The following is a 14,961-nucleotide window of genomic DNA, read 5'->3' as shown; positions in this document are numbered from 1 at the left end:
ATGTTTTTGTGTACGAAAACCTAAACAGTTATTGATAAATTGATAGAAAATGATAAAGTAATAATTGGGCAAAAACTAGCCTTAGGATAAGGAGGAGAATTATGAAAAAACTTTTAGGCGCATTGCTTGTTTGCGCTATGGTTTTAACCGGTTGTGGATCACAATCTGGTGGAGGAGATCAACTATCAGTTTATCATGATTACGAAACAGCCAACAGAGAAGTAACATCATTCAACTATTTGGGTGACTACCAAGCAATCAACTTGCAAGTAGTAACAAACTTTGTAGACGGTTTAGTAGAACATGATGAAAACGGGAAATTGATTAATGCATTAGCGGATTCTTATGAAAAGAACGAGGATGCAACAGTTTGGACATTTAAACTTAAAGATGGGATTAAATGGCTGAAACGTGACGGAAGCGAATATGCTGACGTAAAAGCAGAAGACTTTGTTACTGCCGTTAAATACACTTTAACAGCAGCAAACAAATCTTCAAATATACCAATGGTAACTTCATTTATCAAAGGTGCTGAAGAATACTACAAAGCATCAGATGAAGGAACAGCAACAGATGAATTATTTGAAAACGTTGGAGTAAAAGCGTTAGATGATAAAACAATTGAATTTACAATGGTAGCATCTAAACCATATTTCGATACAGCTTTAACTTATGGATGCTTCTATCCTGTAAGTGCGGATTTCTTAAAAGAAGTTGGGGAAACTGCTTTTGGGTCAGATCCAGATAAAATTCTTTATAACGGATGTTATTTAATGAAAGAATTCACTAAAGACTCATATAAAGAATATGTAAAAAATGAAAAATATTGGGATGCTAAAAACGTGCCATTTGAATCAGTGCAAGTAACGATCATTGAATCTTTATCAAGAGCATATGATATGTTTGCAACTGGTGAATTAGATCGTGCAGTTTTAACACCTGAAAATATTATGGTATTAAATAAAGAAGGCAGCGAATACTATGAAAACTTAGTAGAAACTCCTGCCGGACCTTATTCATATGTTATTTGGTTCAACCATGATCAAGCTGGAAATCCAGATTGGAATGCGGCTACAAACAATATTAACTTCAGAAAAGCTTGGTACTATGGTATCAACCCAACTGAATATCAAAAACGTACAAACCCAATCAATCCATCTGCATTAAACAACAATACGTATACTGCAAGCGGATTAGTAAGTACAAGTGATGGAACAGATTACACAAAATTAGATGAATTAAAAGCTTTCAATGGAGATGGTATTACTCAATATCAACCAGAAAAAGCTGCTGAATATAAAGCAAAAGCAATGGAAGAGTTATCAGCACAGGGAGTTACTTTCCCGATCAAAGTAAGTTATCCATATCAAAATGGTAACCAAACTTCTGAAGAAACATTCCAAGTAGTTAAAGGAAGCTTTGAAGAAAGTTTAGGAAGTGATTTCATCGTTGTAGAAGGATTACCTTATATTAAATCAGCTACATCTGAATTATATTCTAAAAACTTACAATCTATCCAAATCAGTGGATGGGGAGCTGACTACGGAGATCCTCAGAACTATTTAGTTCAGTTAACTGAAGAAGGAACAATGAATCAAAACTATATTCATTTTACAGATAACGAATTGGATAAGATGGTAGCAGAAGCAGATAAGATCTTAGACTTAGATACTCGTTATCATGAATTCGCTAAGATTGAAGCTTATGTATTGGAAAATGCATATGTTGTCCCAATTATGGTTGATGGTCATCAAGTTGAGTTAACTAAAGTAAATGACTACTCTAAACCTAACGCTAAATATGGTATGGCAAGCAAAAAGATCAAGTATTGGGAAACTAAGAACGAACCATATACAAAAGCAGAATACGAAGAAGCTGCTAAGAAATAATAGGCAATTTCGCGCAGACTTATAAATTAAATTTAAACTTGAACACAGCACAAAAAAAGGAACTCCGACGGGAGTTCCTTTTCATATAGAATTATAAAAGCGCCATAATGGCTGAAGGAATAACAAATCCAACCCCGCAAATGATATTAGAAATCAATTTAGCTTTTTGCATTTGAATAGGTTTTATTTCCGGATCTTCTTGAATCTCCGTATCCACATAATCCAGCATCTGTCTGCTTTTTGCTTTTGTCTTGGGTAAAGGCTTTTGTTTGGTATGCCCGGGAATGATACTCACTCCATCTAGTTTTAGGTAATTAAACCACGCCAGCATCAAATAGAAAGCGCCTAAGAAGATCATTGGGAACTCAGCCATCGTCATCGCCGTGGATACACGAAGATATTGAGCCCATAAAAAGGAAAGGATCAAACCAATCACTATTTTAATGATACATTTCTGTAGAATCAACGATTTCATAAAGTACCTCCTGAATAATATGCATTATACCATAACTGTCTGTAAAACTATAGAAAAAAGTTAAAAAAAGTAATATTTAGATTGAAAAGTTCACTTATTGTGGTATAATAAACCAGTGCAATCGTGATGCATTCAGTATATGAAAGATAGAAAAATATTATGTTTTTCTCATAATAATTTGACATTACGCACTATCTTTTATATAATTGATTTTGCGCTAGTTGAGGTGATTCTTTTGAAGTGGAACTTACAATGGCTTTTAAAACAAAATAATGGAGAATTCTCGTTTTCTGATGAACTTGTTTTTCCTAAAGAAGCATTTCTTAAATTCAATAATTTGTTGGATTTAAAAAATGTTTACGTGCAAGGAAATGGCCGTTTGGTAATCAAGGATCAGCGTTTATATATCGATATGAAAATTACCGGGACGATGGTGTTACCTTGTGCGCTGACTTTAGAAGAAGTCGATTATCCATTTGAGATCGAATCCACTGAAGTGTTTTCTTTCGATAAACCTTCTCCTGATGAAGATGTTCATGAGGTGAAGAAGAATATCGTAGATATAACACCTATTATTTTCCAAAACATTATGGCGGAGGTTCCTTTACGTGTTGTCAAAGAAGGCGCGAAAGTAAAGACCGAAGGCGAGGGCTGGAGAATTATTAGTACCAAAGAAGAAGTAACTGATCAAGAGATCATAGATCCTAGATTAGCGAAATTAAAAAACTATTTTAAGGATAAGAATTAGGAGGGTGTACGATCATGGCAGTACCATTTAGAAGAACTTCAAAAACTGTAAAAAGAAAAAGAAGAACTCATGACAAATTAACCGCACCTACATTAGTGACATGCCCTAACTGTGGTGAATATACATTACCACATAAAGTATGTAAACATTGTGGTCATTACAACGGTAAAAAAGTTCTGTAAAAGATTCATCATAGATTAGATATATCTTTACTATGATCTTAGAGGCAAGATGATTGATTAATTTCAATGATCTTGCTTTTTTTGCTTTTAAAAATAAAAGTCTATGTTATGATATAGACAATATAATAATTGAGGAGGGATATTATGAAAGTAGTCGATATGCATTGTGACACAATTATGGCAATCTATGAGGGAGCAAAAAAGAATGAAACAATCGAGCTTCGTCAAAGTGATCTGAATATTAGTGTTGAAAAATTGGAAAAAGGGGATTATTTGACACAATGTTTTGCGATGTTTGTGCCATTGGCAAATGTAGAAAATGCTTTTGAAACTGTTAATGAAATGATTGATGTTTTTTATTTGGAATTAGATAAAAACAAAGATAAACTGGCACTTGCCTTAAATTATGAGGATATTGTGCAAAATCAAAAAGAGGGAAAGATGTCTGCTGTCTTAACGATTGAAGAAGGGGGAACAACAAAAGGAAATCTTCATTTCTTAAGAAACCTCTATCGCTTAGGGGTACGTATGATCACGTTGACATGGAATTATGAAAACGGCATAGGTTTCCCTAATTTAATGAAAAGTACAGACGGGACAACCGATTCCACGATTCCCAATACGAAAGACGGCTTAACACCAGAAGGAATTGCTTTAGTACAAGAAATGGAAAGATTAGGCATGATCATTGATGTATCCCATTTATCTGATGCCGGATTCTATGATGTGTTAAAATATACCACAAAACCATTTGTTGCCAGTCATTCCAATGCCCGTCAGCAATGTAATCATGTCCGCAATATGACGGATGATATGATTTTGAAATTAGCGGAGCGTGGAGGGGTGATGGGGATTAACTATGCAGCCAGCTTCTTAGAAGTCCCATCTGAAGATGATCCTCATTTTATGTCGACCATCGATAATATGGTAAAACATATTCAATATATTAAAAACCTGGCAGGAATTGACTGCATTGGGTTAGGCAGCGATTTTGACGGGATACCACAAAATTTAGAGATGAAAGATGCTTCTCAATTACCTTTATTAGAAAAAGCAATGATCGAAGCAGGATTTAGTCAAGAGGAAATTGAAAAGGTATTTTATAAGAATGTATTGCGTGTTTTTAAAGAAGTCCTTTAAATAGAATGTGAGCAACTTCTAAGAAGTTGCTTTTTTTTATTAAAATAAGTGTACAAATCAAGGTAATTTGCTTATAATAGTGGTAAGAAGTGTATAAAAGTGGAACAAAGTGGGTGATATGGGCATGTTCATGGGTGAATTTAGACATAATATTGATACAAAAGGCCGTTTAACATTGCCTTCTAAGTTTCGTGACGCTTTTGATGCTTCAGTCGTTGTGACCCGTGGATTTGACGGGTGCTTGAATGTTTATTCGCTAGATCAATGGCAAAAAGTATTTGAAAAACTGCAAAAGATGCCGACAAATAAAAAAGAGGCACGTACTTTTGTGCGTTTATTTACAGCTAAAGCATCAGAAATTGAATTTGATAAGCTGGGGCGAATTAATTTGCCTAAACCTTTGGTTGATGAAGGACATTTAGAAAAAGAGTGTGTCATTGTGGGAGTAGGAGACCATGTGGAAATATGGAATGCTGCGGCTTGGGATGATTACTACAACGACGAAAAAGACAATTTTGAAAATATATCTGAATCTTTAGAAGATTTTGAATTTTAGGAGAGAACAATATGTTTGAACATATCAGTGTCATGCTTAATGAAGCAGTAACAGGATTAAATATTAAAGAAGATGGAATCTATGTGGACTGTACGTTAGGCGGCGGCGGTCATAGTTCAAAGATTTTGTCACAGCTGACGTCGGGACATCTATATGCTTTTGATCAAGATGAAACGGCAATCAAAGCAGCTCAAGCTAAATTATCAGAAATATCCGATCATTTCACAATTATCCATTCTAATTTTGTGCATCTAAAGGAAAAGCTGAACGAATTAGGGGTGGAAAAGGTAGATGGTATTCTATTTGATTTAGGTGTATCCAGTCCGCAGTTTGATGAAGGCGGACGAGGATTCAGCTACAACTATGATTCTCGCTTGGATATGCGAATGGATCAGCGTCAGAGCTTAGATGCTTTTCAGATTGTCAATGAGTATCCTTATGAAAAAATAGTAAAGCTATTATATATGTATAGTGATGAAAAGTTTGCAAAGCAAATTGCCAGAAAGATTGAAAGCAGAAGAAAAGAAAAGCCGATTGAAACAACTTTTGAACTTGTGGAAATCGTGAAAGAGGCAATTCCGGCACCTGCTCGACGAAAAGGCGGGCATCCGGCAAAAAGAACGTTTCAGGCATTGCGAATCGCTGTGAATGATGAATTAAATGTATTTGAATCAGCCTTAAATCAAGGGCTGAGCATGTTGAATGTGGGGGGCAGAATATCGGTGATTACATTCCATTCGTTGGAAGACCGAATCTGCAAAACAATTTTTAAAGAAAAGACAGAAGTAAAAAATGTACCCGGACTGCCAGTGCTGCCGGATTATCTTCTACCGAAGTTTAAACTAATAAATAGGAAAGCGTACACTGCCAGTGCAGACGAATTGGAAATGAACCATCGTGCACACTCGGCAAAACTGCGTGTTATAGAGAGGGTGGCTAATGATGAAGAAAAATAAAAAGAAAAGCTTTGAAACGAAAGCCAGATATTGTTTAATCGCAGCATTCAGTATTTATATCGTGGGTGGATTAGCTATCAAATCCATTGAATCTTCAATGAATGTGGAGCAGCAGATTATAGAGGGAAAAATCCAAACATTAAAAAGCGATATCGATGGATTAGATATCGAAAGACAAAATATGACATCTTTTGCACATTTAAATGACGTGGCCACTGGTCAGGGTTTTTCATACAGCCATAATGATGTAACAGCGTACGTAACAAGTGAGTAGTTGATATGAAGAAGATCAGTCATATTAGCCTGCTGCAGCTTGCCTTCGGCGCTGTTTTTTTGGCGTTAGCTTTGAATGTCATTTATTTATCCATCAGCGGCGTTCATTTTATCAGCGGGAAAAATATTCGCGATTTTGCGACTGGAAATGGGATTACCACTCGGACACTTTATGCCTCTCGAGGAAGTATCTATTCAGCCGATAATGAATTATTGGCAGGGGATATCGTTTCTTATAAATTAGTCGCTTATTTAAGTGAAACAAGAAAAGACATCGGGGATGTTCCAGCTTATGTTACCGATCCGGTTGCTTATGCTAAGGCTTTATCGCCTATTTTAAATATGCCCGAAGAAGATATGTTGGAAATTCTGCAATCAGAAGGACAGTACTTAGTAGAGTTTGGTACTTATGGGAATGATCTGACACCGGCCACCAAAAGTAAAATCGAAGCTTTGGGGTTATCCGGATTAGAATTGACGGCACAAACAAAGCGTAATTATCGTTATGGTGATTTTGCTTCTTATATTTTGGGGTTTGCTTCTAATAATGAAGAAGAACATGAAATTATAGAAGGAAAAATGGGACTGGAAGCTGTCATGGAAGATTATTTGAAAGGAAAGAACGGAACCATTCAATATTTAACAGATTCCTTGGGATATAATCTGCCAAACGGAATGACCAATAAAATAGAGGCAAAAAATGGAAATGATGTTTATTTGACGATTGATACCAACGTTCAGCGTGATTTGGAACTGCAGGTTAAAAATCTAGCACAGGTCGACACTGTTGAAGCTGTTTGGGCGGCGGTGATGGAAGCGAAAACCGGAAAAATCTTAGCTATTGCTACTTCACCATCCTTTGATCCAAATGTTAAAGATATTGAAACATATAATGACCCTTTTATTAATACACCGCATGAAGTCGGATCGGTCATGAAGCCATTTGTTTATCTGACTGCCTATGATCAAGGAGTGGATCTAAATCAAACCTTTATGTCAGGAAGTTTCGATGTTGGTGATGGTGGGCAGTATATTTCCGATTGGAATTTAAGCGGTTGGGGAACCATGAGTTTAAATGATGGATTGATTCGTTCAAGTAATACGGCAATCGCGACGATTTTAACGAACTACGTATCTAAAGAAACACTGCGTGATAAATACTATAAATTAGGGTTCTTTCAAGATAGTACGGTATCGGGACTGCAAAGCCAGGCAGGACTCGATAACATGGACGGGTCTTTGCGAGACTTTATTTCTGCCGGGTTCGGTCAGTCATCAAGCTGGACAGCCTTGGAAATGCTGAAAGCCTATTCTGTATTTGCCAATGATGGAAGTACGGTAGAGCCGTATGTAGTAGATTATGTATTAGACAGTGAAACAAAATCTGTCGTTCAAAAAACAGAAACAAAGAAAAGTGATAAGATTTTCTCGAGCGAAGCAATTGAGCATGTGAAGTCATTGATGTCGGAGGTTATTAATAATCCGGAAAAAGGATCAGGGACCGCTTTTAAAATGGATGATGTTCATTTATTCGGTAAAACCGGTACCGGAGAGTTAATCGAAAACGGTGCCTATGCCAGTGGCAAATATACGTATTCATTGGCCGGACTTGCTCCTTACGATGATCCCGAAATCATCGTCTTTACAGGGATGCGAAGCCGTGATGTTACCGAAGCACGTTTTGTGGCTCAGCCGGAATTAGTGAAAACCATGGTACGCAGTGCTTTATCTAGTTTAAATCAGAAAAAGACCGGTACAACAAGTCAAAGTACTCTGGAGTTTACGTTAAATAACTTTACAAATCAAAGTGTTGATTATGCCCGCAGTATGGTCGAATACAACAAGGCAAGTGCCGAGGTCATCGGCGATGGTCAAACGATTATCGATCAATTGCCTAAAGGGGGGCAAAAGATTGCCGTCAACAGTAAAGTATTCCTTTTGACAGATGGCTTCAACGTGACGATGCCAAACATGAGTGGCTGGTCACGAAAAGATGTCTCTTCATTTTGTTCACTGACCAATATGAATATTCAATTTAATGGAAGTGGTTCAGTCAATAGTCAAAGCATACCGGAAGGGACACCCATCTCCGGGGATATGGAAATCAGCGTCGATGCGACTTAACGCTGTTTCTTGATAAATAGATAGTCTGTGACAGAATTGCTTGGTTAAAAAGTAAAACATTTATAAGAAATAATATGCCGGATAAGATCGAAACTTGAAATATCAGTTGATCGTATCCGGCTTTTTTATTCTATCATGCGAAAAAAAGATTTTATGTGGTAAGATAAGACATTCTAATTATAAAAATAAATGTGTTTTTATTTGATGCTTCTTTTGACTTTGTGAGAGATGCCAATCATCATTTGTTTGTCTGCTTATGGTTATCATGTTGATGTGGTCAAGCGGGCATTTATCCTATTTGGCGAATTAAACTGGTCTATAAGACCGGTTTTTTTCATATTATTTAGGGGTGGTGATCATAATGTTGTACGAGATATCCAAAAAGAAAATGAAATACATAAAATACGGAGCCATCTTTATTTGTTTATGTATCATTTTAAAACTGTTTTATATTCAAATCGTGAGTTACTACACGCTGAGTGAGAAGGCTACGACACTATGGCAGCGAAGTTTTCCGATTGAAGCAACCCGCGGCGAAATTTTAGATCGTAATGGGGACTCAATTGTTACCAATCTGACGACATCTTCTTTAGTCGTCATTCCGTCACAGATCAAGGATCCAATCAGCGCTGCCAGTGCCTTAGCACCTATTTTGCAATGCGATGAAGCAACGTTGCTTGCAAAACTATCTAAGAAAGTATCAATCCAGCGTATTTCACCGGAAGGACGTCAGTTGAGTGAAGATCAATCTCTTGCGATTGACAACCTTAAAATTCCCGGGGTATATCTGATCAAAGATACGAAACGTTATTATCCAAATGGGAATTATTTAGCGCAGACGTTGGGTTTTGTTGGTATTGATAATCAGGGTCTGGCTGGACTAGAACTTAAATATAATGATTATTTGAGTGGAAAGAATGGCAGCATTGAATACTATATGGATGCAAAAGGGAATAACCTGCCGATTTATTCTTCTGATTATGTTTATCCGACAAATGGCATGGATATTGAACTGACTATTGATAAACGTTTGCAGGATATTGTGGAAAGGGAATTAAACAATGCTTATGATACGTATAATCCCGATGGTATTTGGGCATTGATGATGAATCCCAAGACGGGTGAAATCTTATCGATCTGTTCAAAACCGGATTTTGATCCTAATCATTATCAGGACTATGATTCTTCAACGTATAATCAAAATATTCCGGTATGGAAGACGTATGAACCGGGATCAACCTTTAAAATTATTACATTTGCCAGTGCTTTAAATGAAAAGCTGTTTGATATGGATAAAGATACGTATTACGATAAAGGATATGAGATTGTTGGTGGGGCTAGAATCAAATCGTGGAAAGCTGGCGGACATGGCCTGCAGACGTTCCGAGAAGTCTTACAGAACTCTTCCAACCCGGGATTCGTGGAAATTGGGAGACGTTTGGGAAAAGATAAGCTGTATCAATATGTACAGGACTTCGGACTCACTAAAAAGACCGGTGTAGATCTCGTCGGAGAAAGCAGCGGAATCATGTTCAACTATGATAAATTCGGTCCGTTGGAGCAAGCGACCGTTTCATTTGGTCAAGGGATTTCGATTACACCGATTCAGTTAGTGACCGCTGTCAGTGCCTGTGTCAATGGCGGGCATTTGAATCAGCCTTATATTTTAAATAAAGTCATTAATCCTTATACCAAAGAAGCTATTTATGAAGCCACAACGACGCATGTTCGTGATGTCATCAGTGAGGAAACTTCTGCTTTAGTACGGGATGCTTTAGAAGGCGTAGTCGCAAACGGCGGAGGTAAAAATGCTTATATTGAAGGTTATCGCATCGGTGGAAAAACCGGAACGGCTCAAAAGGCAGTGGATGGAAGCTATGTCGGTGGTGGCTATATTCTTTCCTTTTTAGGCGTGGCACCGGTTGACGATCCGGAAGTTGTCCTTTATATTGCGATGGATAACGCTAAAAACTGTGTTCAGTATGGAGGGACAACGGTTGCTCCGATTGCAAGAAAAATCTTAGTGGATGTATTAAATGTCTTAGGGGTTGAAAAGGTAACAGAGCAAAAAGAAAAAACGTATACATGGATGGATATTCCAAAATATACAGTCGATCAATATATTGGTTTAAGTAAGAGCGAAGTCAAGAGTGACCATTTCAAGTTTAAATTTGTCGGTGAAGGAGATACTGTGATTGACCAATTACCGCGTGTTAATGATAAACAAGAGGATGGCTCGACTATCATCATTATGTTAGGGGACTCTGATTCGTAGAGTCCTCTTTTTTTAGACTTGTATATTGCAAGAAAGTATTGTACAGTGAAACTAACAGGCACACATGGACTTGTTTGAAATTAGGAACACATTCGTAAATGCGCTTTTAAAAGTCAGAAACAGATAAAAAGGTGTGACTATCAGCGACAAATTGCCTAGAGATTAATTTTTGCCTTTGATTGAAAAGCAGACGTGTTTATGTTAATATGGTTAAGGAAATTAAATAAAGGGGAAATACGATGGAATTCATGAAAATATTTTTCAGTTTTATATTAGGATTCATAATTACATTTATTGCTATGCCGCGTTTCATCCCGTTTCTAACTAAATTGAAATTCGGTCAGGTAGAAAGAGAAGAAGGACCAGAGAGTCATAAAATTAAAGGTGGAACACCAACGATGGGTGGGATTGTTTTCATTGCTGCTTCAGTGATTGCAGTTTATTTGACATTTCCATCATACATATTGGACCCAACTGTAGGCTTAATCACATTGATGTTTGTGGGTTATGGTCTGATTGGATTTATAGATGATTATTTAATCGTCGTTAAAAAAACAAACTTAGGGTTATCGGCAGCCAAAAAATATTTGATGCAGTCTGTTTTAGCGGTCTTATTTTATGTGTTGGCACTGAACTTCGTGCCGGGATTTTCAACCGTTATTACGATACCGGTGATTCGTACATCTGTAGATATAGGATTCTTATATCCGGTTTTAGTTTACTTTATGTTTACGGCTACCTCTAATGGAGTTAACTTGTCCGATGGATTAGATGGTCTCGCAACCGGATTATCAATGGTGGCAATCGCTCCATTTGTGATTTTTGGTTTAATGAGCAAGACGTATGCAATCAGTATTTACGGAATGGCAGTAATCGGTGCACTGCTAGGGTTTATGATGTATAACTATCATCCGGCTAAGATCTTCATGGGAGACAGCGGATCGCTTTCTTTAGGAGGGTTATTGGCGGTATTGGCTATTTTTGCGAAACAAGAACTTTTACTGCTGCTGGTTGGCGGAGTATTTGTTGTGGAAACATTATCGGTCATTATCCAAGTCACTAGTTTTAAACTAACCGGGAAACGTGTCTTTAAAATGGCACCGCTCCATCATCATTTTGAATTATTAGGATGGGCAGAACAGCAAGTGGTGATCTCATTTTGGTTAGGCGGCTTCATCTGTGGAATGGTTGGAATCGTCTTAGGGGTACTATAGTATGTTGGAAAATAAAAAAGTACTGGTCTTAGGTCTGGCAAAAAGCGGACTGGCTGCTACACGTCTTTTAATTAAACTCGGAGCTTTAGTGACGGTAAATGAAGGGAAAGCAGCTTCTGAATTAGAGGCCTATGATGAGCTTTGTGAAATGGGTGTAGAAGTCATTGCCGGCAGTCATCCGGACGAACTTTTTGAAAGAGATTTTGATTTTGTCGTGAAAAATCCCGGGATCAAGTATACAATGCCGTTTGTTTTACGATTACAAGAAAGAAATATTCCCATTTACACAGAGATAGAACTAGCTTTTCAGGTTGCTATGCCTCAGCATTATGTAGCGATTACCGGTACGAATGGAAAAACGACAACGACGACCTTAGTCTATGATATTGTTCGTTCTGTTCATTCAAATACCTTTGTGGCAGGGAATATTGGGACGCCGTTATGTGAAGTAGTCCTAAATGAGAACTTATTAGAGAGTGCCGGAAATTATATTATTATTGAGATGTCGAATTTCCAGTTGCTGAATATAGAAAAATTTAAACCGGAAATCGCAACGATTATCAATCTGACGCCGGATCATTTAGACTATATGCGTAATGTGGATGAATATTATACATCCAAAATGAGGATCTACGAAAATCAAAATGAAGAGGATTACTTCATTTTAAATAAAGATGATGCAACGATTGCCGAGTATACGCACCGCTATCCGATTCATGCTTCGATTATTCCGTTCTCTATGGAAAATGAAGAGATGGTGTGTATCAAAGACAATACGATCTATTATGACAGTGAACCGATTATAGCGGTAGAGGACATACGCTTAGCGGGTAAGCATAATGTACAAAATGTGATGATTGCTTTGACAATTGCGGAATTACTGGATATTCCATTGGTCGATATTCAAAAAGTGATTCGAGAATTTAAAGGTGTGGAGCATCGTGTTGAATTTGTACGTGAACTTCATCAAGTTCGTTACTATAATGATTCAAAAGCAACGAATACGGATGCCACCATTATTGGGATTAAATCATTTAAAGAACCGTTGATTTTGTTGTTGGGTGGATTTGACAAAGGATTAGACTTAACGGAGTTAAAGACCTATACGGATCATGTAAAGAAAGTTATTTGTTTTGGTGCAGCTGGGAAGCGTTTTGCGAAAACGCTGGGAAATGATTGTCTGCTGGTTCATAATCTAAAGGAAGCGACCCTAAAGGCGGCAGAAATCGCAGAAGCCGGAGATGTCGTACTGTTATCACCTTCTACCAGCAGTTATGATGAGTTTACCGGCTATGAACAAAGAGGGCGCTGTTTTAAAGAAATTGTAAATTCGCTAGAGTGTGAATAAGTCACACTCTTTTTTTCTTCAAGAGATACAGAATCCGCTGATGATAGAACACTAAGAGTGTCAAACTATAATCGTTGTGCTATTATGAGGATAAGGAAAAATGAAATATTGAGTATAGACAAGATATCCATTCGAGTAAGAATTATATGAGTACAGTTGTTTATTTACAACAAGAGAATGGGTTTTTTAATGAAGTGATAACTTAAAAATTCATCAAGTATATTAAAGATTTAAAAAATAAAAAAGATGTATTAAATCCTAGTTGCTAGGTTAAAAATAGCATATTGCCCATACAATACGTTATTTTGAAGCAAAGATGAGAATAAAAGTATTTGAAAGTGTATGTTCCAATAAAGTTTTTAGATAACATTCCAATAACTTTTTCTTTAAACAATTTTATCTAATATAATCTCTAAAGTCTTATTTGTAATAAAAATGTCGATTATAATCGATAGAAATATAAAAAATAAATTGAATATCGATTATAAAAATATTATACTATGAATATAAGATAAGGATGTGATGTTCAATGATTAAACGAGAAATGTATATGCATAAGATTAGGCCATTTATTAATAATGATTTAATTAAAGTTTTGACAGGGATAAGAAGATCGGGAAAATCAGTAATGTTGGAGTTGATTCAAGAAGAATTGATTTGTCAAGGGATAAAGAAAAGTCAATTTATTTCAATCAATTTTGAAGATATGAGATATAGTCATCTTTTAAATGCAAAAGCATTGAATGACGAAATATTGAAGCGAATAGAAACGATTGAAGGTAAAGTATATTTATTTTTTGATGAAATACAAGAAGTTGAAGAATGGGAAAAATGTATTAATTCACTAAGAGTATCATTAGATTGTGATATTTATATTACAGGGTCTAACGCAAAATTATTATCAAGTGAATTAACGACTTATTTAGCTGGTCGCTATGTTGAATTTGTCATTTATCCTTTTTCTTTTAAAGAATTTATTGATTTGTATCAATCTATTGATTCAAACATCTCTATCCAATCTTGTTTTCAAAAGTATATACTTACAGGAGGAATGCCTTATTTAGTAAATCTTCAATATAAACAAGAACCATCAAAACAATATTTATCTGATTTATTCAATTCGGTTCAACTTAAGGATATTGTTAAACGTAATAAAATTCGTGATATAGACTTATTAGAAAGAATTATTGCATATATAATGGCTAATGTTGGAACAACATTCTCAGCCACATCGGTTGTTAAATACTTTAAAAATGAACATCGAACTGTTTCTGTAGATACTGTACTCAATTATATTCAATATTGTTGTGATGCTTATTTGTTCTATAAGGTTAAACGTGAGGATATACAAGGCAAACAAATATTAGCTACTAATGAAAAGTATTATATTGCAGATCATGGTGTAAGAGAAGCAGTATTTGGTGGGAATATGAAAGATATCAATTTAGTATTAGAAAATATTATTTATATGGAACTGATTCGTAGAGGGTATCATGTAACCATTGGAAAAGTAGCGAGTAAAGAAATTGACTTTGTATGTAAAAAACAAGATGAAAAGCTCTATGTTCAAGTCACTTATCTTTTAGCTGATGAAAATACAATTCAAAGAGAATTTGGTGTCTATGATTTAGTAAGTGACAATTATCCAAAATATGTTGTTTCATTAGATGAATTTGATATGAGTCGTAATGGTATTAAACATCGAAACATTCGTGATTTTTTATTGGCAGATGATTGGAATTAAATATAAGGAACAAATAAAGAATGTTATCAATATACCC

13 protein-coding genes are annotated in these 14,961 nt (G+C 36.1%); 12 read left to right on the top strand and 1 reads right to left on the bottom strand.

Annotated features, from left to right (window positions below):
- Positions 1 to 101 precede the first annotated feature (101 nt).
- Positions 102 to 1,889, top strand: a complete 1,788-nt coding sequence (locus tag BN1225_RS05150) for a peptide ABC transporter substrate-binding protein (protein ID WP_041138727.1) — start codon at positions 102 to 104, stop codon at positions 1,887 to 1,889.
- A gap of 91 nt (positions 1,890 to 1,980) precedes the next feature.
- On the opposite strand, the gene BN1225_RS05145 is transcribed toward BN1225_RS05150, so the two are convergent.
- A complete protein-coding gene (locus BN1225_RS05145; RefSeq protein WP_041138726.1) occupies positions 1,981 to 2,364 on the bottom strand; it encodes a hypothetical protein in 384 nt (127 codons plus the stop codon).
- A gap of 226 nt (positions 2,365 to 2,590) precedes the next feature.
- Here BN1225_RS05145 and BN1225_RS05140 point away from each other — a divergent pair, with 226 nt between their 5' ends.
- From BN1225_RS05140 to BN1225_RS05090, 11 genes are all read left to right on the top strand, one after another.
- Positions 2,591 to 3,112, top strand: a complete 522-nt coding sequence (locus BN1225_RS05140) for a YceD family protein (protein WP_082029302.1) — start codon at positions 2,591 to 2,593, stop codon at positions 3,110 to 3,112.
- Positions 3,113 to 3,126: 14 nt separating this feature from the next.
- Complete coding sequence (gene rpmF / locus BN1225_RS05135; RefSeq protein WP_041138724.1) at positions 3,127 to 3,294, top strand: 50S ribosomal protein L32; 168 nt, start codon at positions 3,127 to 3,129, stop codon at positions 3,292 to 3,294.
- A 144-nt stretch (positions 3,295 to 3,438) separates the two neighbouring features.
- On the top strand, positions 3,439 to 4,434 hold the full coding sequence (locus tag BN1225_RS05130; protein ID WP_041138723.1) for a dipeptidase: 996 nt from the start codon (positions 3,439 to 3,441) through the stop codon (positions 4,432 to 4,434).
- 130 nt (positions 4,435 to 4,564) lie between these two features.
- Complete coding sequence (mraZ, locus tag BN1225_RS05125; RefSeq protein ID WP_242857695.1) at positions 4,565 to 4,990, top strand: division/cell wall cluster transcriptional repressor MraZ; 426 nt, start codon at positions 4,565 to 4,567, stop codon at positions 4,988 to 4,990.
- Between the two features lie 11 nt (positions 4,991 to 5,001).
- Positions 5,002 to 5,946, top strand: coding sequence for a 16S rRNA (cytosine(1402)-N(4))-methyltransferase RsmH (gene rsmH / locus BN1225_RS05120; RefSeq protein ID WP_041138721.1), 945 nt, complete (start codon positions 5,002 to 5,004; stop codon positions 5,944 to 5,946).
- Positions 5,930 to 6,220 carry a hypothetical protein gene (locus tag BN1225_RS05115; RefSeq protein WP_147585178.1) on the top strand — a complete coding sequence of 97 codons (291 nt, stop codon included), beginning with the start codon at positions 5,930 to 5,932 and terminating at the stop codon, positions 6,218 to 6,220. The genes rsmH and BN1225_RS05115 overlap by 17 nt, the downstream gene beginning before the upstream one ends.
- Positions 6,221 to 6,225: 5 nt before the next feature.
- On the top strand, positions 6,226 to 8,343 hold the full coding sequence (locus BN1225_RS05110; protein WP_041138719.1) for a penicillin-binding protein: 2,118 nt from the start codon (positions 6,226 to 6,228) through the stop codon (positions 8,341 to 8,343).
- Between the two features lie 361 nt (positions 8,344 to 8,704).
- On the top strand, positions 8,705 to 10,618 hold the full coding sequence (locus BN1225_RS05105) for a penicillin-binding transpeptidase domain-containing protein (RefSeq protein WP_041138718.1): 1,914 nt from the start codon (positions 8,705 to 8,707) through the stop codon (positions 10,616 to 10,618).
- A gap of 239 nt (positions 10,619 to 10,857) precedes the next feature.
- Positions 10,858 to 11,832 (top strand): phospho-N-acetylmuramoyl-pentapeptide-transferase, encoded by a 975-nt coding sequence (mraY, locus tag BN1225_RS05100; RefSeq protein WP_041138717.1) that lies wholly within the window; start codon positions 10,858 to 10,860, stop codon positions 11,830 to 11,832.
- Position 11,833: 1 nt separating this feature from the next.
- Positions 11,834 to 13,180: a UDP-N-acetylmuramoyl-L-alanine--D-glutamate ligase gene (murD, locus tag BN1225_RS05095; protein ID WP_041138716.1), complete on the top strand. Its 1,347-nt coding sequence runs from the start codon at positions 11,834 to 11,836 to the stop codon at positions 13,178 to 13,180.
- 550 nt (positions 13,181 to 13,730) lie between these two features.
- Positions 13,731 to 14,924, top strand: a complete 1,194-nt coding sequence (locus BN1225_RS05090; RefSeq protein WP_317621628.1) for an ATP-binding protein — start codon at positions 13,731 to 13,733, stop codon at positions 14,922 to 14,924.
- The last annotated feature ends 37 nt before the right edge of the window (positions 14,925 to 14,961 follow it).

Origin of the sequence: Beduini massiliensis (assembly GCF_000829905.1) — a bacterium.
Classification (GTDB): Bacteria; Bacillota_I; Bacilli_A; order Erysipelotrichales; family Coprobacillaceae; genus Beduini; species Beduini massiliensis.
The sequence above is the reverse complement of the archived record's forward strand: the minus strand, read 5'-3'. Positions and strand labels throughout refer to the sequence as shown.